This window comes from Arthrobacter sp. 05T444, assembly GCF_056395905.1.
In genome coordinates this window covers 1-21,476 of sequence record NZ_JBFTKK010000002.1, presented here as the reverse complement: position 1 = coordinate 21,476, position 21,476 = coordinate 1, and the positions used below count along the sequence as shown (strand labels likewise).

The 21,476-nt window shown below is 66.5% G+C and carries 19 protein-coding genes; 16 read left to right on the top strand and 3 right to left on the bottom strand.

What is annotated here, in order from left to right:
- Positions 1-50: 50 nt before the first annotated feature.
- Together AC1DD3_RS02290 and AC1DD3_RS02285 are read left to right on the top strand one after the other, a co-directional pair.
- Entirely contained in the window at positions 51-863 is an 813-nt protein-coding gene (locus AC1DD3_RS02290; protein ID WP_230117620.1) for a DeoR/GlpR family DNA-binding transcription regulator, read from the top strand.
- A 65-nt stretch (positions 864-928) separates the two neighbouring features.
- On the top strand, positions 929-2,026 hold the full coding sequence (locus tag AC1DD3_RS02285; protein ID WP_230117621.1) for an alanine racemase: 1,098 nt from the start codon (positions 929-931) through the stop codon (positions 2,024-2,026).
- Positions 2,027-2,053: 27 nt separating this feature from the next.
- Here the strand turns inward: AC1DD3_RS02285 and AC1DD3_RS02280 are convergent, their stop codons facing one another.
- Positions 2,054-3,142: a fatty acid desaturase family protein gene (locus AC1DD3_RS02280; protein ID WP_230117622.1), complete on the bottom strand. Its 1,089-nt coding sequence runs from the start codon at positions 3,140-3,142 to the stop codon at positions 2,054-2,056.
- A gap of 158 nt (positions 3,143-3,300) precedes the next feature.
- On the opposite strand from AC1DD3_RS02280, the gene argC reads away from it, so the two are divergent.
- The 10 genes from argC to AC1DD3_RS02230 all read left to right on the top strand — a co-directional run bounded on the left by argC (position 3,301) and on the right by AC1DD3_RS02230 (position 13,497).
- Positions 3,301-4,332, top strand: a complete 1,032-nt coding sequence (gene argC, locus AC1DD3_RS02275; RefSeq protein WP_230117623.1) for an N-acetyl-gamma-glutamyl-phosphate reductase — start codon at positions 3,301-3,303, stop codon at positions 4,330-4,332.
- Positions 4,329-5,495 carry a bifunctional glutamate N-acetyltransferase/amino-acid acetyltransferase ArgJ gene (argJ, locus tag AC1DD3_RS02270; RefSeq protein WP_230117624.1) on the top strand — a complete coding sequence of 389 codons (1,167 nt, stop codon included), beginning with the start codon at positions 4,329-4,331 and terminating at the stop codon, positions 5,493-5,495. The genes argC and argJ overlap by 4 nt, the downstream gene beginning before the upstream one ends.
- A gap of 30 nt (positions 5,496-5,525) precedes the next feature.
- On the top strand, positions 5,526-6,485 hold the full coding sequence (gene argB / locus AC1DD3_RS02265) for an acetylglutamate kinase (RefSeq protein ID WP_230117625.1): 960 nt from the start codon (positions 5,526-5,528) through the stop codon (positions 6,483-6,485).
- Entirely contained in the window at positions 6,482-7,750 is a 1,269-nt protein-coding gene (locus tag AC1DD3_RS02260) for an acetylornithine transaminase (protein ID WP_230117626.1), read from the top strand. Before argB ends, AC1DD3_RS02260 begins: the two co-directional genes overlap by 4 nt.
- On the top strand, positions 7,747-8,754 hold the full coding sequence (gene argF, locus AC1DD3_RS02255) for an ornithine carbamoyltransferase (protein WP_230117627.1): 1,008 nt from the start codon (positions 7,747-7,749) through the stop codon (positions 8,752-8,754). The genes AC1DD3_RS02260 and argF overlap by 4 nt, the downstream gene beginning before the upstream one ends.
- Positions 8,755-9,291, top strand: a complete 537-nt coding sequence (locus AC1DD3_RS02250; protein WP_476880864.1) for an arginine repressor — start codon at positions 8,755-8,757, stop codon at positions 9,289-9,291. It abuts the gene before it with no gap.
- A gap of 108 nt (positions 9,292-9,399) precedes the next feature.
- The gene (locus tag AC1DD3_RS02245; RefSeq protein WP_230117629.1) at positions 9,400-10,605 is read left to right on the top strand and encodes an argininosuccinate synthase; all 1,206 of its coding nucleotides are present in this window, start codon (positions 9,400-9,402) and stop codon (positions 10,603-10,605) included.
- 5 nt (positions 10,606-10,610) lie between these two features.
- Positions 10,611-12,047, top strand: coding sequence for an argininosuccinate lyase (argH, locus tag AC1DD3_RS02240; RefSeq protein WP_230117630.1), 1,437 nt, complete (start codon positions 10,611-10,613; stop codon positions 12,045-12,047).
- A 148-nt stretch (positions 12,048-12,195) separates the two neighbouring features.
- Entirely contained in the window at positions 12,196-12,735 is a 540-nt protein-coding gene (locus AC1DD3_RS02235; RefSeq protein ID WP_230117631.1) for a pyridoxine/pyridoxamine 5'-phosphate oxidase, read from the top strand.
- 30 nt (positions 12,736-12,765) lie between these two features.
- Positions 12,766-13,497, top strand: coding sequence for a maleylpyruvate isomerase family mycothiol-dependent enzyme (locus AC1DD3_RS02230; RefSeq protein WP_230117632.1), 732 nt, complete (start codon positions 12,766-12,768; stop codon positions 13,495-13,497).
- A gap of 323 nt (positions 13,498-13,820) precedes the next feature.
- Here the strand turns inward: AC1DD3_RS02230 and AC1DD3_RS02225 are convergent, their stop codons facing one another.
- Positions 13,821-14,330 carry a methylated-DNA--[protein]-cysteine S-methyltransferase gene (locus AC1DD3_RS02225; protein ID WP_230117644.1) on the bottom strand — a complete coding sequence of 170 codons (510 nt, stop codon included), beginning with the start codon at positions 14,328-14,330 and terminating at the stop codon, positions 13,821-13,823.
- A 23-nt stretch (positions 14,331-14,353) separates the two neighbouring features.
- Positions 14,354-15,853 carry a DNA-3-methyladenine glycosylase 2 family protein gene (locus tag AC1DD3_RS02220; RefSeq protein ID WP_230117633.1) on the bottom strand — a complete coding sequence of 500 codons (1,500 nt, stop codon included), beginning with the start codon at positions 15,851-15,853 and terminating at the stop codon, positions 14,354-14,356.
- A gap of 112 nt (positions 15,854-15,965) precedes the next feature.
- Here AC1DD3_RS02220 and AC1DD3_RS02215 point away from each other — a divergent pair, with 112 nt between their 5' ends.
- The 4 genes from AC1DD3_RS02215 to tyrS all read left to right on the top strand — a co-directional run bounded on the left by AC1DD3_RS02215 (position 15,966) and on the right by tyrS (position 20,996).
- Positions 15,966-16,625 (top strand): DNA-3-methyladenine glycosylase, encoded by a 660-nt coding sequence (locus AC1DD3_RS02215; protein ID WP_476880863.1) that lies wholly within the window; start codon positions 15,966-15,968, stop codon positions 16,623-16,625.
- A gap of 59 nt (positions 16,626-16,684) precedes the next feature.
- Positions 16,685-17,242, top strand: a complete 558-nt coding sequence (locus AC1DD3_RS02210; RefSeq protein ID WP_230117635.1) for an adenine phosphoribosyltransferase — start codon at positions 16,685-16,687, stop codon at positions 17,240-17,242.
- Between the two features lie 128 nt (positions 17,243-17,370).
- Complete coding sequence (locus tag AC1DD3_RS02205) at positions 17,371-19,599, top strand: HelD family protein (RefSeq protein ID WP_230117636.1); 2,229 nt, start codon at positions 17,371-17,373, stop codon at positions 19,597-19,599.
- Between the two features lie 83 nt (positions 19,600-19,682).
- Positions 19,683-20,996 (top strand): tyrosine--tRNA ligase, encoded by a 1,314-nt coding sequence (tyrS, locus tag AC1DD3_RS02200; protein ID WP_476880862.1) that lies wholly within the window; start codon positions 19,683-19,685, stop codon positions 20,994-20,996.
- Positions 20,997-21,476: the final 480 nt, after the last annotated feature.

Sequence of the window (21,476 nt, the reverse complement as noted above, 5' to 3'; positions counted from 1 at the left end):
GCCTGCCCGTGGCATGATGACAGCGCGCCCTTCCCGAAGGAGAACGGAACATGACCACCGCCAAAGCCAGGCGAGAAGAGATCTACCACCTCGCCGTCACCACAGGGCTGGCCTCCGTGGAGGAGCTGTCGCGTCACTTCAACGTGACCGCCTCTACGATCCGCCGGGACCTGGCACAGCTGAACGAACAGGGGAAGCTCGCCCGGACCTACGGAGGGGCCGTTGCGCTGGGCGCGCATCCGGAACCATCGCTGCGTCAGCGTACCGGCGAGGCCTTCGAACAAAAGCAGGCAATTGCGGCCTGGGCCGCCGCGGAGGTTAAGGACGGCGAAAGCATACTGCTCGACGGCGGTTCTACTGTCGGCGCCCTCGCGCACGCCCTCCGGGAGCGGAACAACCTGACCGTGGCAACACCCGGCATCAACACACTGCAGGAACTCGCTGACTCGCCGGGCGTGCAGGTGGATTGCCTCGGCGGCAGACTCCGCGGCGTCAGCCAGACGTTCGTCGGTCCTCTCGCCGAAGCCGCGCTCGAACGCATGAGCTTCGACAGGGTCTTCCTGAGCGCAGATGCCGTGACGGCCGAGGACGGACTGTGCGAGGCAGACCATGCCCAGACCAGGCTCAAAGAACTCATGGCACGGCGCGGTGACACTGTCTATGTCCTTGCCGACTCCACCAAGCTGGGCAAAAGGCCCTTCCACGCCTGGGCGCGGATTCCCCTTCCCTGGACGCTGGTGACTGACAGCCACGCCGATGCATTCCAGATCCAGCTGTTCCGCAAAGCGGGCGCCACCGTTCAGCTTGTGGACGTTGGCGACAACGGAGCCGCTGGCCCCGCCCCCGCGAAACGTGTCAGTTAGGGCCGCAGGCGCAGACGCGCACCACGGCCACATGAACCATCCATCGCAGAATCCGAGGTCCCTGAATGTGCATTCCCGATGAAATCACCACGCCGGAAGTGATGATCGATGTGGACGTGCTGGACCGCAACATCGCACGGATGGCCGCCGCCACCCGTGCCCGCGGAGTGAAGCTTCGCCCGCACGCCAAGACACACAAGATCCTCGAGGTAGCGGCCAGGCAACTCGCGGCAGGAGCAGTGGGGCTCACCGTGGCCACGATCGGCGAGGCGGAAGTCTTTGCCAACGGCGGGGTGAAGGACATCTTCATCGCCTACCCGCTGTGGGTAACCCAGGGTCAGGCAGAACGGCTGCGCCGCCTTTCGGCCCAAGCCCGCATCACCGTCGGTGTGGACTCTGCGGAGAGCGCGGCGTTCATGGGACAAAACCTCGGAACGGACGCCGGCAACATTGCCGTTCGCGTGGAGATCGACAGCGGACACCACCGAAGCGGAGTCCATCCTGACGAAGCCGCAGGCGTTGCCCGCGCGGCCGCGGACGCCGGGCTGGAGGTTGTCGGCGTCTTCACGTTTCCCGGCCACAGCTATGCGCCCGGGATGCCTGCGGCAGCGGCCCGGCAGGAGGATGAAGCGCTGATCCGGGCGGCCACGCGCATGGCGGCGGAGGGGTTCAACGTGTCAGAAATTAGCGGCGGCTCCACTCCGACCGCCTTGGTGGGAGGAGACACAGCAGCTACCGAACTGCGGCCGGGCGTCTACGTTTTCGGTGATGCCCAGCAGCTGGAGCTTGAGCGGTGCACGCCAGAGAGCATCGCGCTGACGGTTGCGAGTACGGTGGTCAGCCATCACAGGACGGGTCCAGGCGAGCCTGGGCGGTTCATCATGGATGCCGGCAGCAAGATCCTGGGGAGCGACCGCGCGGCGTGGGCCAGCGGCTACGGCCGCCTGCTCGACTATCCCGGTGCCAGGATCACGTCGCTGTCCGAACACCACGCCACGGTGGAGTGGCCCGACGGCACTCCAATGCCGGCGCTCGGACGGCGGCTCAGGGTGGTCCCCAACCACGTATGCCTGACCATCAACCTGGTGGACGAGGCGAGCCTGGTCAGCGGCGGGGTGTTCACTGGCCGGTGGACCGTTGCGGCCCGCGGCAAGAACACCTGAGGATGGCCGTGCCTCAGGGTGCGGTTCCTAGTAGCGCCGCGTGACCGTGGCCATGGGGCACTCAAAGCGGCGGCCGGCTGCAAGGCCCACGTCGTTGAGGTAGCGCACGATGATGCCGTAGGAGGCCGTCAGCGTGGTCTCGGTGAAGGGAATGCCGTGGGTGTCGCAGTACTGGCGCACGATCGCCGTCGCCTTGTGCAGCTGGGGCCGGGCCATGTCCGGGAAGAGGTGGTGCTCCACCTGGCGGTTCAGCCCGCCGAGAAGGATGTCCATGAAGCGGCCCCCGGAAATGTTCCGGGACGTGAGGACCTGACGGCTCAGGAAGTCCACCCGGCTGTCCGCCGGAAGAACCGGCATGCCCTTGTGGTTTGGCGCAAAGGAGGCACCCATGTAAAAGCCGAAGACGGCGAGCTGCACGCCGACGAAGGCGAAGGCCATCCCGAGCGGGAGGAAGGAAAACGCGAGCACGGGAAGGATGCTGAGCCTGACCAGCAGGATGGGCAGTTCCACCCAGCGGTGGGTGACCTTGGCGCGCCGGAAGATGAAGCGGACCGAATCGATCTGCAAGCCCAGGCCCACCAGGAACAGCAGCGGGAAGAAGAACCAGCCCTGTTTGCGCGTGAGGAACGAAAGCGGTCCCTGGCGGCCGGCAGCGGCTTCGGTGTGGAATGCGATGGCACCGGTGGCGATGTCGGGGTCCTTGGAGATGACATTCGGGTGGTTGTGGTGCGCCCCGTGCTTCTGCTCCCACCACGAGTAGCTGATTCCGGCCACAGACGTGGCAATCAGCCTGGCGGACCAGTCGTTGGCGCGCCGGGAGGCGAAAATCTGGCGGTGGCCTGCCTCATGGGCGAGGAAGCTCAGCTGTGTGCAGATGATGCCGAGAGCGGCAGCGATCAGGAGCTGGAACCAGCTCTGCCCGATCAGCGCGAAGCCGAACCAGGTGGCGGTCATGAGGACCACCAGGCTGGAGAAAACGGTGATGTAGAAGCCTTGGCGCCGTTCCAGCAGGCCGGCTGCGCGCACGGACTTAAGCAGGTCCGAGTAGCTTTGGGTCACCGGATTGGCTTGGCGGACCCGCGACTTCGGGCGCTCGGAAGTGATGGTGGGCGTCATGGACGGCTTGCCTCGTAACTGATTACGGGCAACGCTGCAGCCGACACTCGGCTGCGCGGTCAGGATCACCCTCTGTCAACCATACGCTGTTACGGCGCGCACCGAGGTCATGCATAAATATCAGGACCCATGCATACTCTTGCTGTATAGTCGTTCCCATGACTATTTCTGTTGCCGTCTCCGGCGCGAGCGGCTATGCCGGCGGCGAGGTGCTGCGCCTATTGTCCGGGCATCCCGACGTCACCATCGGTGCCATCACGGCGCACAGCAACGCCGGTTCCAGACTAGGCGAACTGCAGCCACATCTCCATGGCCTGGCGAGCAGGATTCTTGAGGACACCACAGTGGAGAACCTGTCCGGGCACGACGTCGTGTTCCTGGCGCTCCCGCACGGGGCGTCGGCGGAAATCGCTGCCCAGTTGCCTGAGGGCACCGTGGTGATCGACGCCGGAGCGGACCACCGCCTGGAGGACGCCGCCGCATGGGAGAAGTTCTACGGCTCGGCGCACGCCGGCACTTGGCCTTACGGACTTCCGGAACTGCCCGGCCAGCGCGAGAAGCTCAAGGGAGCCCGGCGGATCGCCGTTCCCGGCTGCTACCCGACGTCGGCCCTGCTGGCACTCACCCCTGGCTTCGCCGCCGGGCTGCTGCAGGGCGAGGACGTGGTCATCGTCGCCGCCTCGGGCACCTCGGGGGCAGGCAAGGCCGCCAAGGTAAACCTGATCGGCGCCGAGGTCATGGGGTCCATGAGCCCTTACGGCGTGGGCGGCGGCCACCGCCACACCCCGGAAATCGAACAGGGACTGTCAAACGCCGGGGGAGAGTCCGTGACGGTATCCTTCACGCCCACGCTGGCGCCGATGAGCCGGGGCATCCTGGCCACGGCCACGGCCAGGGTCAAGCCCGGCATTGGGGCCGAGGAGCTGCGTCGCGCCTGGGCCGAGGCCTACGACGACGAACCGTTCGTCCACCTGCTCCCGGAGGGTCAGTGGCCCTCCACCAAGTCCGTGCAGGGGTCCAACCACGCCGCCATGCAGCTGGCCTTCGACGAACACACCGGCCGCGTCATCGTCACCTGTGCCATCGACAATCTGACCAAGGGAACCGCAGGCGGAGCCGTGCAGTCCATGAATATTGCCCTCGGACTGGCGGAAACCGCCGGCCTCAACCTGCAGGGAGTTGCCCCGTGACTGTTACCGCACCCCAAGGATTCCGCGCCGCAGGCGTCAAAGCCGGCCTCAAGGCCTCCGGGAATCCGGACCTCGCGCTCGTGGTCAATGACGGCCCCTCCAAGGCAGCCGCGGCGGTTTTCACGTCGAACCGCGTGGCGGCCGCTCCCGTCCACTGGTCGCGCCAGGTGGTCTCCGACGGGCGGGTGGACGCCGTTGTCCTGAATTCGGGCGGCGCCAACGCCTGCACCGGGCCGCAGGGCTTCCAGAACACGCACACCACCGCGGAGAAAACGGCTGAAGTCCTCGGCATTTCGGCCACGGACGTGTTCGTCTGTTCCACCGGCCTGATCGGCGAGCAGCTGCCCATGGACAAGATCGTTCCGGGAATCGACGCCGCGGCGGCCGCCCTGAGCGCGGACGGCGGTGCGGACGCCGCAACGGCCATCATGACCACGGACACGGTTCCCAAGCAGGCAATCTTCACCGGCGTTGACGCCGAGGGAAACGAATTCACCATCGGCGGCATCGCCAAGGGCGCCGGTATGCTCGCGCCCGGGCTGGCCACCATGCTGGTGGTGCTCACCACTGACGCGGATGTCCAAGCTGAAATGCTCGACGTCGTCCTCCGAGACGCCACGCGCGTCACCTTCGACCGTGCTGACTCCGACGGCTGCATGTCCACCAACGACACCGTGGTGCTGCTGGCTTCCGGCGCCTCCGGCGCCGTGCCGTCCGCGGAGACCTTCGGCGACGGCCTCACCCAGGTGTGCGCCGAGCTGGCCCGCAAGCTGATCGGCGACGCAGAAGGTGCAAGCCACGACATCGCCATCCGGACCTTCAATGCCGCCAGCGAACGCGACGCCGAAACCGTCAGCCGCGCGGTGGGCAGGTCCAACCTCTTCAAGGCCGCCATCTTCGGCAAGGACCCGAACTGGGGCCGTGTCCTGTCCGCCGTCGGAACCACCGACGCCGCCTTCGAGCCGGACGAGCTCAACGTCTCCATGAACGGCATCCAGATCTGCCAGAACGGCAGCATCGGCCAGGACCGCAAGCTCGTGGACCTCGAACCGCGCGAGGTGCTCGTGGAGATCGACCTGCAGGCAGGCGGCGCGGAAGCCACCATCTGGACCAACGACCTCACGCACGACTACGTCCACGAAAACAGCGCGTACTCAAGCTAGATCCACCAGCCACCCCTGGAGAACAGCAGCATGAACACCCAGACCCGCGAGACCACGTCCATGAGTGACGCCCAGGACAAAGCCGGCACACTGATCGAGGCCCTGCCGTGGATCCAGCGCTTTGCCGGAACCACCATGGTGATCAAATACGGCGGCAACGCCATGGTCAACGACGAACTGCGCCGGGCCTTCGCTGAAGACGTCGTGTTCCTGCACCATGTGGGCATCCACCCCGTGGTGGTGCACGGCGGCGGCCCGCAGATCAACGCCATGCTCAGCCGCCTGGGCATCGAGTCCGAGTTCAAGGGCGGCCTGCGTGTCACCACCCCCGAAGCCATGGACGTGGTCCGCATGGTCCTCACCGGCCAGGTGGGACGCGAACTCGTGGGACTGATCAATTCCCACGGCCCGTACGCTGTGGGCATGTCCGGAGAGGACGGCGGTCTGCTGCGCGCCGTCCGCACCGGAACGGTCGTGGACGGCGAGGAAGTGGACCTGGGTCTCGTCGGCGAAGTCGTTGGTGTCAACCCGGAGGGAATCGTCGATATCCTAGCGGCAGGCCGGATCCCGGTGATTTCCACTGTCGCTCCGGAAATCATTGACGAGGACAGCAATGACGAAGGAGCTCGGCGGTTCCAGACCACCGGACAGGTGCTCAACGTCAATGCGGACACTGCGGCCGCTGCCGTCGCGTCGGCCCTTGGCGCCTCCAAGCTGGTGATCCTGACCGACGTCGAAGGCCTCTATGCCAACTGGCCGGACAGGTCATCGCTTATTTCGTCGCTGACGGCCTCGGAGCTGCGGGAGATGCTGCCGCGGCTGGAGTCCGGGATGATCCCCAAAATGGCTGCCTGCCTGAAGGCCGTCGATGAGGGTGTGGAGCGCGCGCACATTGTGGACGGGCGCCTCCCGCACTCCATGTTGCTGGAAACCTTCACCACCGCGGGCATTGGCACGCAGGTGGTACCGGACGAGGAAGTGAATGCATGAGCCAGATTGAAAAGTCCCCGGTGGTCGACCTGGTCGAGACCCGCGGCCACACGACCGGAGCCGAGTGGCTGAGCCGCTACTCTTCCTCGCTCATGGGAGTGTTCGGCACCCCTCAGCGTGTCCTGGTCCGCGGCGCCGGGTGCCTGGTCTGGGATGCCGACGGCAAGGAGTACCTGGACCTGCTCGGCGGCATCGCCGTGAATGCCATGGGCCACGCGCACCCGTTCGTGACGTCGGTGATCTCCAGCCAGCTTGCCACCCTGGGCCACGTCTCCAACTTCTTCACCAGCCCCACGCAGATCGCACTGGCCGAAAAACTGCTCGAACTGAGCAAGGCGCCGGCCGGTTCCAAGGTCTTTTTCGCGAACTCCGGAACGGAGGCCGTCGAGGCCGCGTTCAAGCTGGCCCGGCGGAACAACGGCTCCGGTACGGCCGGGAACGGAACGCCCCGGACCAAGATCATCGCGCTGGAGGGCGCCTTCCACGGCCGGACCATGGGCGCCCTCGCCCTGACCGCCAAGGAAGCGTACCGGGCGCCGTTCGAACCGTTGCCCGGCGGCGTGGTCCACATTCCGTTCGGCGACGTCGACGCCCTCGTGGAGGCGATCGATGAAACCACGGCGGCTGTCTTCCTCGAACCGATCCAGGGCGAGGCCGGCGTCCGCCCCCTGCCCGCCGGCTACCTGCGGGCCGCACGCGAAGCCACCACCAAGGCAGGCGCACTGCTGATTCTCGACGAAGTCCAGACCGGCATCGGACGCACCGGCAAATGGCTGGCAAGTGCAGACGCCGGCATCGTGCCGGACGCCGTCACCCTCGCCAAGGGCCTGGGCGGCGGGTTCCCCATCGGAGCGCTGGTCACGTTCGGCCCTGAAACGTCCGCGCTCCTGACGGCCGGGCAGCACGGCACCACGTTCGGCGGGAACCCGGTGGCTACGGCGGCCGCCCTGGCCACCCTGCACGCCATCGAAAACCAGCACGTCCTGGATAACGTCCGCAGCGTGGGGGAGCACCTCCGCTCGAGGCTGGCCGGAATCGACGGCGTCACGGAAGTCCGCGGCGAAGGCCTCCTCATCGGCTTCGACCTGGACGCGGACGTAGCCCCCGCCGTCGTGACAGCCGGCCTGGATGCCGGGTTCATCATCAACAGCCCCGGTCCGCGGACCATCAGGCTGGCCCCGCCCCTGATCCTCACGGAAGAGCAGGCGGACCGTTTCCTGGCCGCCCTTCCTGACATCCTGCACACTGCAAAGGAAGCACAGTGACTTCACCAGCGACATCATCCGTCAAGATCCGCCACTTCCTGAAGGACACCGACCTGACTCCTGCCGAGCAGGCCGAGGTGCTGGACCTCGCCATGCGACTGAAGGCCGCGCCGTACAGTGCGCAGCCCTTCGCGGCAGAGGGCAGCGGCCGCCAGACGGTCGCCGTGATCTTCGACAAGACCTCCACCCGGACCCGGGTTTCCTTCGCCACCGGTGTGGCGGACATGGGTGGAAACGCCCTCATCATCAACCCCGGTGAGGCCCAGATCGGCCACAAGGAATCAGTGGAGGACACCGCCAAGGTGCTTGAGCGCATGGTCTCCACCATCGTGTGGCGCACGGGCGCCCACTCGGGCCTCGTCGCCATGGCGGAAAACTCCCGGGTGCCGGTCATCAATGCCCTCTGCGACGACTACCACCCGTGCCAGCTCCTGGCGGACCTGCTGGCCGTGAAGGAGCACAAGGGCGAGCTCAAGGGGCTCACCATGGCCTACCTTGGCGACGCCGCCAACAACATGGCCAATTCCTACCTGCTGGCCGGTGTCACCGCCGGAATGCACGTCCGCATCGCCGGGCCGGAAGGCTACCTGCCAGCCGCGGGCATCGTGTCGGCGGCCCAGGAGCGCGCCGCGGAAACCGGCGGCTCCGTCCTCGTCACGACGGACGCCGGGGAAGCCCTCAAGGGAGCGGACGTCGTCGCGACGGACACCTGGGTCTCCATGGGCCAGGAAGCCGAAAAGGAAGCCCGGCTGCAGCTTTTCCGCGAGTACTCCGTCGATGAGGCGGCTATGGCACAGGCGGCGGAAGACGCCGTCGTGCTTCACTGCCTTCCCGCGTACCGCGGCTACGAGATCTCGGCGGCCGTCATCGACGGCCCGCAGTCGATCGTCTGGGACGAGGCCGAAAACCGGCTCCACGCGCAGAAGGCGCTGATGGCCTGGCTCATGCACCGGTCGGGCCTGGCCGTTGTTGAGGGACTGCCGCCGGTGGCAGGGCAGGCCTAATTGTCAGTCCAGCCTCCGTCCGCGGGCGCGAGCCCGGCCACCAAGACAGCCCGCCAGGCGCGGATCACCGCGATCCTCACCGGCGAGTCCGTGCGCTCCCAGGCGGAGCTGGCGGCGCTGCTCGCGGACGACGGGGTGCAGGTCACGCAGGCAACCCTGTCGCGGGATCTCGTGGAGCTGGGCGCCGTCCGGGTCCGCGGTAAAGAAGGCGTCCTGGTCTACGCCGTGCCCGGCGAGGGCGGGGAGCGGGGGGCCAAGAGCGGAGTCAGCCAGGAAATCCTTGACGCACGGCTGGCGAGGCTGTGCGGCGAACTCCTGGTCACGGCCGAAGCGTCTGCCAACATTGCCGTGCTGCGCACGCCGCCCGGGGCCGCGAATTTCCTGGCCCTCGCGATCGACCATTCCGTGATGCCGTCCGTCCTGGGCACCATCGCGGGGGACGACACCGTGCTGCTGGTCGCCCGGGATCCGCAGGGCGGACCGGACCTTGCCGCCCGGTTTCTGCAGCTCGCGGAGGAAGCCGGCACCAGCCCGTAGCCGCCGGCCCGAAGCAGCAGCGACGTACAAAAATTGGGCCCGGCACAAGGGTGTGACAGGCTTTCATCAGACGAACAAATTCAACCAAACAACTAAGGAGCATGTGAAGTGACTGAGCGTATTGTTCTGGCCTACTCCGGTGGCCTGGATACTTCTGTAGCCATCGGCTGGATCGGTGAAGCCACCGGCGCCGAGGTCATCGCCGTAGCGGTCGACGTCGGACAGGGCGGCGAATCGCTGGAGACCATCCGCCAGCGCGCGCTGGGCTGCGGTGCCGTCGAAGCCTATGTGGCGGACGCGAGCGACGAGTTCGCCAACGAATACTGCGTGCCCACGCTGAAGGCCAACGCCCTCTACCAGGGCCACTACCCGCTGGTCTCCGCCATCTCCCGCCCGGTGATCGTCAAGCACCTGGTCAAGGCTGCCCGTGAATTCGGCGCCACCACCGTGGCCCACGGCTGTACCGGCAAGGGCAACGACCAGGTCCGCTTCGAAGTGGGCATCCAGACCCTCGGCCCGGACCTGAAGTGCATCGCGCCGGTCCGTGACCTTGCCCTGACCCGGGACAAGGCCATCGCCTTCGCCGAGGAAAAGGGACTGCCGATCGAGACCACCAAGAAGAACCCGTACTCGATCGACCAGAACGTCTGGGGACGCGCCGTCGAAACCGGCTACCTCGAGGACATCTGGAACGCCCCCACGAAGGACATCTACGACTACACCGCCACGCCGGAATTCCCGCCGGCCCCGGATGAGGTCACCATCTCCTTCGAAGCCGGCGTGCCGGTAGCGATCGACGGCGTCAAGGTCACCCCGCTGCAGGCCATCAAGGAACTCAACCGCCGCGCCGGCGCGCAGGGCGTGGGCCGCATCGACGTCGTCGAGGACCGCCTCGTGGGCATCAAGTCCCGCGAAATCTACGAGGCCCCTGGTGCCATGGCGCTGATCACCGCGCACAAGCACCTCGAAGACATCACCATCGAGCGCGAACAGGCACGCTTCAAGGCCACCGTTGGCCAGCGCTGGGCCGAGCTTGTGTACGACGGCCAGTGGTTCTCCCCGCTCAAGCGCTCCCTGGACGCCTTCATCGAGGACACCCAGAAGTATGTCTCCGGCGACATCCGCATGGTGCTGCACGGCGGCCAGGCGATCGTCAACGGCCGCCGCTCCGAGACCTCGCTTTACGACTTCGACCTCGCCACGTACGACACCGGCGACACCTTCGACCAGTCGATGGCCCGCGGCTTCATCGAACTGTGGGGCATGTCCGCCAAGGTTGCCTCCGGCCGCGACCTCCGCGTCGCCGGAAAGTAGCCCCTGTGGCTGAGCAGGAAACCACCAAATCGGAAGCAACGAACACTGGAGCCCTGTGGGGCGGCCGCTTTGCCGGCGGCCCCGCAGACGCCCTGGCAGCGCTGAGCAAGTCAACGCACTTTGACTGGCGCCTGGCCCGTTACGACATTGCCGGCTCGGTGGCGCACGCACGCGTGCTGCACAAGGCAGGCCTCCTGGACGATGCCGAGCTGGAGGGCATGCTCGCGGCCCTCAAGCAGCTGGACGCGGACGTCGCCTCCGGCGCCTACACGGCCGCGGAGTCCGACGAGGACGTGCACGGCTCGCTGGAACGGGGCCTGATCGAGCGCGCCGGCACCCAGCTGGGCGGCAAGCTCCGCGCCGGCCGGTCACGCAACGACCAGGTGGCCACCCTCGGCCGCATGTTCCTGCGCGACCACGCCCGGATCATTGCCCGAGGAGTCCTGGCCACCATCGATGCTCTCGTGGAGCAGGCCAAGGCGCACCGGGGCGTGGCCATGCCTGGCCGCACGCACCTCCAGCACGCGCAGCCGGTCCTGCTCAGCCACCATCTGCTGGCCCACGCCTGGGCGCTGCTGCGCGATGTCCAGCGGCTGCAGGACTGGGACAAACGCGCCGGCGTTTCGCCCTACGGCTCCGGCGCTCTTGCGGGCTCCTCGCTGGGCCTGGACCCGGAAGCTGTTGCTGCGGACTTGGGCTTCTTCTCGGCAACGCACAACTCGATCGACGGCACCGCCTCCCGCGATGTCTTCGCTGAGTTCGCCTGGGTGACCGCCATGATCGGCGTGGACCTCTCGCGTGTCTCGGAGGAAGTGATCCTGTGGGCCACGAAGGAGTTTTCCTTCGTCACGCTGCATGATTCCTACTCCACGGGCTCCTCGATCATGCCGCAGAAGAAGAACCCGGACGTGGCTGAACTGGCACGCGGCAAGGCCGGCCGGCTGATCGGCAACCTGACCGGGCTGCTGGCCACGCTCAAGGGACTGCCGCTCGCGTACAACCGCGACCTCCAGGAGGACAAAGAGCCGGTGTTCGACGCCGCCGACACGCTGGAGCTCCTGCTCCCGGCAGTCTCCGGCATGATCGCGACGCTGAAGTTCAACACCGAACGGATGGAGTCGCTGGCACCGCAGGGCTTCGCGCTGGCCACCGACATTGCCGAATGGCTGGTCCGCCAGGGCGTCCCGTTCCGCGAGGCGCATGAGCTCTCCGGTGCCGCGGTGAAGCAGGCCGAAGGCCGCGGCGTCGAGCTCTGGGACCTTACGGATGAGGAATACGCCGCCATCTCGGAGCACCTGACGCCGGAGGTCCGCACAGTCCTCAGCACCGAGGGTTCGCTCAACAGCCGCAACTCGCAGGGCGGCACGGCACCGGCCGCCGTCGAACGCCAGCTTGGTGCGCTGGAAGCCGAGCTCGCCGGTGTGCGGGAGTACGCCGGCTAACAGCCGCACGCTCTCTCACTTCCTGCAGCTTTTTGGGCAACGCTCTCTCACTTTCCTCAAGAAAGGGAGAGAGCGTTGCCGATTTTCCTGCGAAAAGTGAGAGAGCGTTGCGCGTTAACGAGCGAAAACTCCCCGCTACCATTGCGCCATGAGCGAATCCTTCCGCCGGCAATTGCGTGCCCTGCCGGATTTCCACGAAAACCTTCCGGACTTTGATGCGGCTACTGCCCCCGCGGACCCGGCCGAGCTGTTCCGGAAGTGGCTGGCGGCTGCCCTGGATGCCGGGGAGCGGCAGCCGCATGCGTGCAGCCTGGCCACGGCGGATTCCGACGGCCAGCCGTCGTCCCGGATGCTGATCCTGAAAGACATCGACGACGACGGCTGGCACATCGCGACGTCCCGTACCTCACGCAAGGGGAGGGAACTATCGGCGAACCCCAGGGCCGCGCTGAACTTCTACTGGCCGCTGCAGGGCAGGCAGGTCCGTGTGGTTGGCCACGCGGTGGAGCTGTCCGCGGAGGCATCGGCGGCGGACTGGGACGCCCGGCCAGCGGCGGACGGCAGCCACAATCCGGACTGGCAGCTTTACGCCATCCAGCCTCTGGAGATCGAGTTCTGGCAGGCCCGGCACGACCGCAGGCACATCAGGCACTTCTACCGGCCGGCGGGGAACGCCGAGCTGCGTTAAGGCCGATTAACCGTCCGCTACGATTGCCGTATGACCGCAATCACACCTGAGACAGTACTCACGGAACTGCACAAAGCGGCCGACGCCGTTGCCTCCCAGGCGGCAAAACTCACCGCTGATGACGTCCCGGCGTCGTCGAAACTTCCGGGCTGGACACGGGGACATGTTCTGGCCCACATCACCGGGATCTCGAACGCGATGGCCCGACAGCTGGAGTTCGCCGCTCGCGGCGCTTCCGTGGAGTTGTACGACGGCGGCTACGAGGGCCGCACGAAGGCGATCGGGATGGCCGCGGGGCACAGCATCGACGAACACCGCGCCGACCTGGACGCCGCGCTGGAACGGGCGCTCCGGGCCTTCGACGCGCTGGATGCCGCCGGCTGGCAGGTCCCCATCGCCTACCGCGGGGGAGTGGTCTTCGACGGCGGCCGCGCCCTCTGGCGCGAACTCGTGATCCATGCCTCGGACCTCGGCACGGGTCCTGGCCCTGAAGCGTGGAGCAGGCTTTTCTGCGAGCATCTGTTCGACTTCCTGACGGCACGGGTTCCGGAGGGGCAGAAGTTTGTGCTCCAGCCGCTGGGCCTGCCGCCCGTGGCCATCGGAGCCGGCGGGCGTTCCACGGTGATCAGCGGGATGGTCACGGATATCGCTGCGTGGCTGGCCGGGCGCGAACCTTCGTTGGGCAGCCTGCGTGCCTCGGCAGCCGCCGACGGAGTGGACCTGCCGGAGCTGCTTCCTTGGCCCTCGGGAGTGCCGCACTAGCCGGATGCCGGACCCTTGCCCGCCCTATCGCATTTTTGTCAGGGGTCGCTGGCAGACTCTGGTTATGGACGGCAACCAGAAGCCAGTAGCGGCACCATGATTGACCAGTTGCGGGAGCTGGAGGATCTTAAGTCCGCGGCGGCGGCCACTCAGGCCCGGATCGCCGTCGCGTTTGAGCCCGCCGGTGACTCCGGCGATGCCGGCAGCGCGGCGTTCAGGGTCCGGAAATGCCACAGCCTCAAACCCGCCAGAGACGCGAACTCCGGCACCAAGCCAAGGCCCACAAACGCGCACGCCCCACCGGGCCGACAGCCGCCTAAGACCTAGGTCCGGGTGAGGGCCTCTTTTTCACGGGCCAGCAGGCTTTCCTTGATCCGCAGCCCCCACCGGAAACCGCCCAACGTGCCGTCGGTGCGGACCACACGGTGGCACGGCACGAAAAGGGCCGCAGCGTTGAAGGCGCACGCGCTGGCCGCGGCGCGGACCGCTTTGGCGTTGCCGGACAGCACCGCGTATTCGGTGTACGTCACCGGCGCGCCGGGGCTGACGGTGCGCAGCACATCCCAGGCATGGGCGCGGAACGGGCCTGACTTCTGCAGCACCGGCACGCTCATGGCCGGAACAGGATCCCCCGCGTAGAAGGCTTCCACCGCGGAGGAGATGGGGCCGAGGTCGTCCACGCTGTCGTACGCCACGGGCTGCAGCTCCGGATGGATCTGCCCGGTGAGTTCGCCCGAATCGGCGGTCCAGCCCGAAGCCAGCACAACGCCGTCGCGGGCGATGATCGTGAATGGGCCGTCCGGCGTGGTCATGGTGAGCAGCTGCGCATTCATGTCTGCGCCGTTGTGCTGAGATGTCATTTCAAAGCCTTCTTTGTGGTGGTTTTCGGCGCGGCCGCTGCGGCGCGCCAGAGGTGCATGGTGGCGTACGACCGCCACGGGCTGACTTCGCTGAAATCTGAGGACAGCGTGGAATCAGGCGAGGCGCCTTGAGTGGCGGACACCTGCCCGAGTGCCCGGATTCCATTGCGTACCGCGGCGTCGTTGGCCAGGAGGATATCCGGTGCGCCGATCACTCGCATCGCAACGTATCCCACTGTCCAGGGGCCCACGCCCGCCAAGGGAAGGAGATTCGCGCGAAGACCGGGCAGATCGTCCCCGTAGCCCAGGTCCAGGTCCCCGGAAGCAAGCGCCGCGGCGGTTGCCACAAGGGAGTCTATTCTCCGCCGCGGCCCGCGCAGCAGTCCTTGGCCGGCCAGTGCGATCTGCTCCGGCGTCGGGAACATCCTGTCCAAGCCTTCGCCGGGAGCGGTGCTCGGGCTGCCCGCGGCGGCCAGCTGGGTGAGGGCCGTCCTGGCCGCGGCCACCGTGATCTGCTGCCCGACCATGGCGCGGACCAGGAGCTCGTGCGGATCCAGGGCGCCGGGCATGCGGATGCCGGGAGTTTCGGCAACAGCCTCTGACAGCCGGGGATCTGTGCCGAGTGCTCCGTCAATGGCGAGGGGGTCGGCGTCGAGGTCGAAGAGCCGGCGGACCCTGCTCAGCAGGGCTGAAAGGTCGCGCAGGTCCACCGCGCCGATGGTGAGCACCAGGGGCCGCCCAGGGGCGCCGGCGTCGTACTCGACCCTGAAGCGCGCGTCACCGTGCGGCAGCCGCAGCGAACGGGCATAGGACGACGGCGTGCCCGCCTCGATTCCGGGAATGGCGCGGACCGCAAGGAAGCCGAAGATGCCCGGGTCGAAGGGTTCACGGTAGGGAAGGTTCAGCGTGAGCGCGGTACTGGCAGCCGGCGACGGATGAATCCGCGCGGTGGCGCGCAGGGCGGTGGGGGTCATGTCGAACACCTCGCCCACGGTCTCATTGAACTGGCGAACGCTGCTGAACCCGGCCGCGAAAGCGATGTCCGCGAGTTTCATGGGCGTCGACACCAGCAGTGTTCGGGCGGTCTGTGCCCTGCTGGCCCGGGCGAGGGAGAGCGGCCCGGCGCCGAGCTCGTGGCTGAGGATTCTGTTCAGCTGCCGGGACGAATATCCCAGGCGTGCGGCCAGTCCTTCCACGCCGTCGCGGTTGATCACGCCGTCGTTGATGAGCCGCATGGCACGGCCCGCGATGTCCGAGCGCACGTTCCACGCAGGCGTTCCCGGCACTGCTTCCGGAAGGCAGCGCTTGCACGCGCGGTAGCCGGCGTCGTGGGCCGCAGCCGAGGTTTCGTAAAAGGTGACGTTCTCGGCTTTCGGCGTCCTGGCCGGGCACGAGGGCCTGCAATAGATTCCCGTGGTCCGCACCGCCGTATAGAACTGCCCGTCGAAACGGGTGTCCCGTGCGTCGATTGCACGGTAGCGCTGCAAGAAGTCCATGACTCCATCCTGCCAGCCGAAGCAGGACGCAGCTAGCGGAAATCGGACATCGCCGTGCGATAGTTTGCGCCCTCCCGTCGGTGGCGGGGGCACGGGTGGGTAAAGTCGGAGCATGACCGTCAGCAGCAGCCACCCCGCATCGGAGGACGAGGATCACGTGCGGGAATTCCTCACCGGCGATGCCCGCGAGGTAGCGCCCCTGCTCCTGGGCGCCGTCCTCACCCACCACAGCCCGGATGGTCCTGTGTCCGTGCGGATCACGGAACTCGAGGCCTACATGGGGCCCGGCGATTCGCTGCATCCCGATCCCGGGTCCCACACATTCCGCGGCCCCACGCGCCGGAACGCGCCGATGTTCGGCCCGGCCGGGCATCTTTATGTGTACTTCACATACGGCATGCACAATTGCGCCAACATCGTCTGCGGGCCGTCCGGCCACGCCTCCGCCGTGCTGCTGCGTGCGGGAGAGATTGTGGACGGGCTGCCGCTTGCCTTGGCGAGGCGGCCGACGTCGAAATCGGCCAAGGACCTGGCCAGCGGACCTGCCCGCCTGGCCACCGCCCTCGGACTGACGACGGCGGACAGCGGCCGGGACGCGCTCACGCACCCGTTCAGCCTCGAACTTCCCCCGGCGCCGGTGGCCGGCGTAAGCGCCGGACCCAGAGTGGGCGTCGCCGGGGACGGCGGATCGCACGACTATCCCTGGCGTTTCTGGCTGACGGGGGACCCCACGGTTTCCCGCTATAAGGCGGCGAAGGTGCGTTCGGCCTAGTCCGTGACCGGCGGGGTTCAGTAACGCGGCGGCTCGGCAACACGTCGTAGGCTTGACGGGTGAACCAGAGCGAGCAGACCCCGGCCCCCAAATCCGTTCCCGTGGACCAGCTGATCACCCGGCTTTGCGCCACCGTGCCGGACTATCCGAAGCCGGGAATCGTGTTCAAGGACCTGACTCCCGTGTTCGCCGACGGCCGTGCGCTGCGGGCCGTCGTGGACTCCCTGGTGGAACCGTTCAAGGGCCAGTTCGATGCCGTGGCAGGCGTCGAGGCCCGCGGCTTCCTGCTTGCCGCCGCCGCAGCCTACGCCACGGGAACAGGGGTCATCACCGTGCGGAAAGCGGGCAAACTGCCCCGTGACGTCTACGCCGAGGATTACGCCCTGGAGTACGGAACCTCCACGCTTGAACTCCACAAGACGGACCTGCCCGCCGGCAGCCGGGTGCTGATCCTGGACGACGTCCTGGCCACCGGCGGAACACTCAGTGCAGCGGTGCGGCTCTTCGAACGGTGCGGTGTCCACGTGTCCGGCGTGGGAGTGGTCATGGAACTGGGGGAGCTGCGCGGCCGCGCAGCCCTTGCCGGGCACCGCGTCCGCTCGCTGCTCCGCCTCTAGCAGCTCGTGTGAGCATCCAGCGCTGGCGACAGTTCTCTGAGGCGCCGGAAATACATGGCACCACGGGCGCGCTGACAAAAATGGTTGTAGAATGGACGGTCTGTCTTTTGCGATAGGGGAACGTTTAGATGCTCGACGCCGATTTGGCCCACGAACGGGACTATGTTGCCGGTCTGTACGCACGGCTTGATGAATTGCGCGAGGAAAAGCGCACCCAGCTGGCGCACGTGCGCCGTGCCGGCGCTGTGGGCACCATGCAGAACGTTTCAGAACGCGACGCCTTTGCTGCATTGTACGAAGACCGCCTGGCGCAACTCGACGCCGTCGACGACCGCCTCGTGTTCGGCCGGCTGGACCTCGACTCGGGCGAGGCGCAGTACATCGGCCGCATCGGCCTGACCACCGAGGACCTCCAGCGCCTCATGGTGGACTGGCGTGCGCCCGAAGCCGGGCACTTTTACCAGGCCACGGCCTTCGACCGCCAGGGTGTTCGCCGTCGCCGGCACCTGATCCTGCAGGGCCGCGAGGTCAAGGCCATCGAAGACGACGTCCTCGACGCGGACATGCTGGCAGACAACGACTCCCTGCAGGGTGAAGGTGCCCTGCTCGCTGCCCTGAACTCGAAGCGGACCGGCCGGATGTCGGACATCGTCGGCACCATCCAGTCCGAACAGGACCGCATCATCCGGTCCTCCATCTCCGGAGCCCTTGTCGTCCAGGGTGGTCCGGGAACGGGCAAAACCGCCGTTGCGCTCCACCGCGCCGCATACTTGCTGTACACGCACCGGGACAGGCTCAAGACCGCCGGCGTGCTGCTCGTGGGACCGTCGTCGTCGTTCATGAAGTACATCGAACGCGTCCTGCCCTCGCTCGGCGAGACCGGAGTGGTGATGGCGAGCGTTGGCCGGCTGATGCCGGGCATCAATGCCGTGCCCGAGCCGGAGGCGGACGTCGCTGCAATCAAGGGGCGGCTGGACATGGCCGACGTCGTCGCCAACGCCGTGGCAAACCGCCAGCGCATCCCCGCCGAAAACCGCATTCTGGAAGTGGACGGACGCAAGCTGGTCCTCACGCCGCGGCAGGTCCGGCGGGCCCGGGAGCGCGCCCGCTCCACCGGCAAGCCGCACAACGAGGCACGCGTTACCTTCGTCAAGATTTTGCTCCGGGAACTGACGGAGCAGATGACGGAACTGGTGGAAGCCGGCAACATCGGCAACAATGCCGACCGGTCCTACCTCGCCGAGGATGTGCGCTCCGCACGGGATGTCCGCGTGGCCCTGAACCTCTGCTGGATGCCGATGACGCCCGAAAAGCTTGTCAGTGAACTGCTGAGCAAACCCGCGATTTTGGAAGCCTGCACGCCCAAGCTGACCGCCAAGGAGCGCGAACTCCTGCTCCGGGCACCTGACGCCCGGTGGACCGAGGCCGACGTTCCCCTGCTCGACGAGGCAGCCGAACTCCTCGGCGAGCTCGATCCCGCCGCGGGCCGCGGACTGGCACAGCAGGAGCACGACCGCGCCCGCGATCTGGCAAACGCCCGGCAGACGCTCGTCAACATGGAGACGGCCGGCGTCGATGTCCTGGTCTCTGCCGAGGAACTGGTTGAGCAGAACGAGGAACGCGAGGCACGGCTGACCGCCGCCGAGCGTGCCACCAGCGACCGCACCTGGGCATTCGGCCATATCGTGGTCGACGAAGCCCAGGAACTTTCGCCCATGCAGTGGCGCCTCCTCGTCCGGCGCTGCCCGCTGAAGTCCTTCACCATCGTGGGGGACATTGCCCAGACCAGCTCCGTGGCCGGCGCGAATTCGTGGCAGGGTGCACTCGCTCCGATGTTCGGAGACCGCTGGCAGCTCGAAGAGCTCACGGTCAACTACCGGACACCGTCGCAGATCGCCGAGGCCGCAGCCCGGATGGCAAACGCCGCCGGGCTCGTGGTGTCCGCACCCAAGGCTGTCCGTGAGGGCCGTTGGTCGCCCGTCATCGACCGCGTGGAGCCGGGCGGCCTGGTGAGCCGGCTGGTGGAGGTGCTCCCGGAGGAGCTGGACGCGATCGACGGCGGCCTGCTGGCGGTGATTGCCGACGGCGATCTCCTGGCGGAAGCGACGTCAGCGCTGCGCGCGGCCTACGGCCGCCGCATCGGGACGGGCGCCGGCAGCTACGAACAGGACGTTGTGGTGATCAGTCCCAGGGAAGCCAAGGGCCTCGAGTTCGACGGCGTGGTGGTCCTTGAACCGTCCGTGATGCTGAATCATGAACACGGACGCGTGGGAGACCTCTATGTGGCGATGACCCGGCCCACCCAACGGCTCCGGCTCATCGCTGCTGACGGCATTCCGGCGGGCATCGAACGCTAGAAGTTGAAGAGAACGGCCCGGGCGCCTGACATCCGAACCTTCATCGGGGGCCAGGCGCCGCCGATCCTGCTAACTTAGAAGTCGTGTCACACCTAAACGACCTCGAATCCCAGCAGAACGACCCCAGCTTTGCCAACGTCTGGCAGGAGCTCAAATGGCGCGGCCTTGTCCACGTCTCCACCGACGAGGTGGAGCTGGAGAAACTCCTCGCAGGGGATGCGGTCACGTATTACTGCGGGTTCGACCCCACGGCGCCGAGCCTGCACCTGGGAAACCTGGTCCAGCTCCTCCTTATGAGGAGGCTGCAACTGGCCGGCCACAAGCCCCTGGGTCTCGTGGGCGGCTCCACCGGCCTGATCGGGGATCCGCGGCCGACGGCGGAACGCACCCTGAACACGAAGGACACCGTCACTGAGTGGGTGGGCTACCTGCAGGCCCAGGTCCGCAGGTTCCTCAGCTTCGAGGGCGGCAACGCTGCCCGCATGGTCAACAACCTCGACTGGACCGCGCCGCTGAGCGCGATCGACTTCCTGCGCGAGATCGGAAAGCACTTCCGTGTAGGCACCATGCTGCGCAAAGACGCTGTCGCGTCACGCCTCAGCTCGGACGAAGGCATCAGCTACACGGAGTTCAGCTACCAGATCCTGCAGGGGATGGACTACCTCCAGCTCCACCGCGACTACGGCTGTGTTCTGCAGACCGGCGGATCCGACCAGTGGGGCAACCTCACCAGCGGTACGGAACTCATCCGCAAGGTGGAGGGCAAGACCGTCCACGCGCTCGGCACCCCGCTCATCACCAACTCCGACGGCACCAAGTTCGGCAAGAGCGAGGGCAACGCCATCTGGCTGGACGCGGCCATGTGCAGCCCGTACACGTTCTACCAGTTCTGGCTGAACACGGCGGATGCCGATGTTGTGGACCGCCTTAAGGTCTTCACGTTCCTAGGCAGGGCAGAGATTGAGGCACTGGCGGAATCCATTGCTGAGCGTCCCTTCGCCCGGGAGGGCCAGCGCAAGCTTGCTTACGAAGTGACTTCGCTGGTTCACGGCGTCGACGCCACAGAAAAGGTCATCGCTGCGTCGGCCGCCGTGTTCGGCAACGGCGACCTCTCGTTGCTTGACGAGCAGACCCTCGCGGCCGCGACCGCCGAACTGCCTTCCGCGTCAGTGGACGGGGCGGGCCTGGGCATCATCGATCTCCTGGTTGCCTCAGGACTGTCGGAGAGCAAATCCGCTGCCCGCAGGACCGTCGGTGAGGGCGGCGCTTACGTCAACAATGCCAAGGTGTCAGATCCGGATGCTGTGATTCCTGCATCCGAGCTGCTTCACGGAAAGTACTTGCTGCTGCGCCGGGGAAAGAAGAACCTGGCCACCGTTCAGGTGTCAGGCGTCTAGCACTTCTGGCGCCGCAAAAACCCAATTGCACGCTCCTTCGCAGCCGATTTGCACGGCCGCGGGGGAGCGTGTAATGTTTTCTGAGTCGCCGCCGCTGAGTGGTGACAAACCCCCCTTCACTTGAGAAGCGATTCTTCATGTGCAACGCACGAAATGAAGAAAAGCTTCCATTTGCTATGGGCGGATTCGTACCACGAAGTGAATATCGGGAAAACAACCCGGATTTGCAAAGTGAATATGAATGAAATAAGCTAAAAACATCGCAGCGAAGAAATGCGAAACAAATGAAATTTGCGAATAGACTTGCGAATTGTTTCGAGAAGTATTCGAATGTGTCTGTTGTTTGAGAACTCAATAGTGTGCCAAGTTTGTTGATACCGGTTTATTTTATATGAATTGGTTGAATTGACCAGGTTGCGCCGCCCCTGTGGTGTGGTCTGGTTTTTACAGCTGGTTTCAAATTTTGTGCAGCTTGGTTCC

What these genes read in the sequence shown, in the direction of transcription:
- AC1DD3_RS02290 (WP_230117620.1), top strand. Translation starts at nt 51, where the DNA reads ATGACCACCGCCAAAGCCAGGCGAGAAGAGATCTACCACCTCGCCGTC.
- AC1DD3_RS02285 (WP_230117621.1), top strand. Translation starts at nt 929, where the DNA reads ATGTGCATTCCCGATGAAATCACCACGCCGGAAGTGATGATCGATGTG.
- AC1DD3_RS02280 (WP_230117622.1), bottom strand. Translation starts at nt 3,142, where the DNA reads ATGACGCCCACCATCACTTCCGAGCGCCCGAAGTCGCGGGTCCGCCAA.
- argC (WP_230117623.1), top strand. Translation starts at nt 3,301, where the DNA reads ATGACTATTTCTGTTGCCGTCTCCGGCGCGAGCGGCTATGCCGGCGGC.
- argB (WP_230117625.1), top strand. Translation starts at nt 5,526, where the DNA reads ATGAACACCCAGACCCGCGAGACCACGTCCATGAGTGACGCCCAGGAC.
- AC1DD3_RS02260 (WP_230117626.1), top strand. Translation starts at nt 6,482, where the DNA reads ATGAGCCAGATTGAAAAGTCCCCGGTGGTCGACCTGGTCGAGACCCGC.
- AC1DD3_RS02235 (WP_230117631.1), top strand. Translation starts at nt 12,196, where the DNA reads ATGAGCGAATCCTTCCGCCGGCAATTGCGTGCCCTGCCGGATTTCCAC.
- AC1DD3_RS02230 (WP_230117632.1), top strand. Translation starts at nt 12,766, where the DNA reads ATGACCGCAATCACACCTGAGACAGTACTCACGGAACTGCACAAAGCG.
- AC1DD3_RS02225 (WP_230117644.1), bottom strand. Translation starts at nt 14,330, where the DNA reads ATGAATGCGCAGCTGCTCACCATGACCACGCCGGACGGCCCATTCACG.
- AC1DD3_RS02220 (WP_230117633.1), bottom strand. Translation starts at nt 15,853, where the DNA reads ATGGACTTCTTGCAGCGCTACCGTGCAATCGACGCACGGGACACCCGT.
- AC1DD3_RS02215 (WP_476880863.1), top strand. Translation starts at nt 15,966, where the DNA reads ATGACCGTCAGCAGCAGCCACCCCGCATCGGAGGACGAGGATCACGTG.
- AC1DD3_RS02205 (WP_230117636.1), top strand. Translation starts at nt 17,371, where the DNA reads ATGCTCGACGCCGATTTGGCCCACGAACGGGACTATGTTGCCGGTCTG.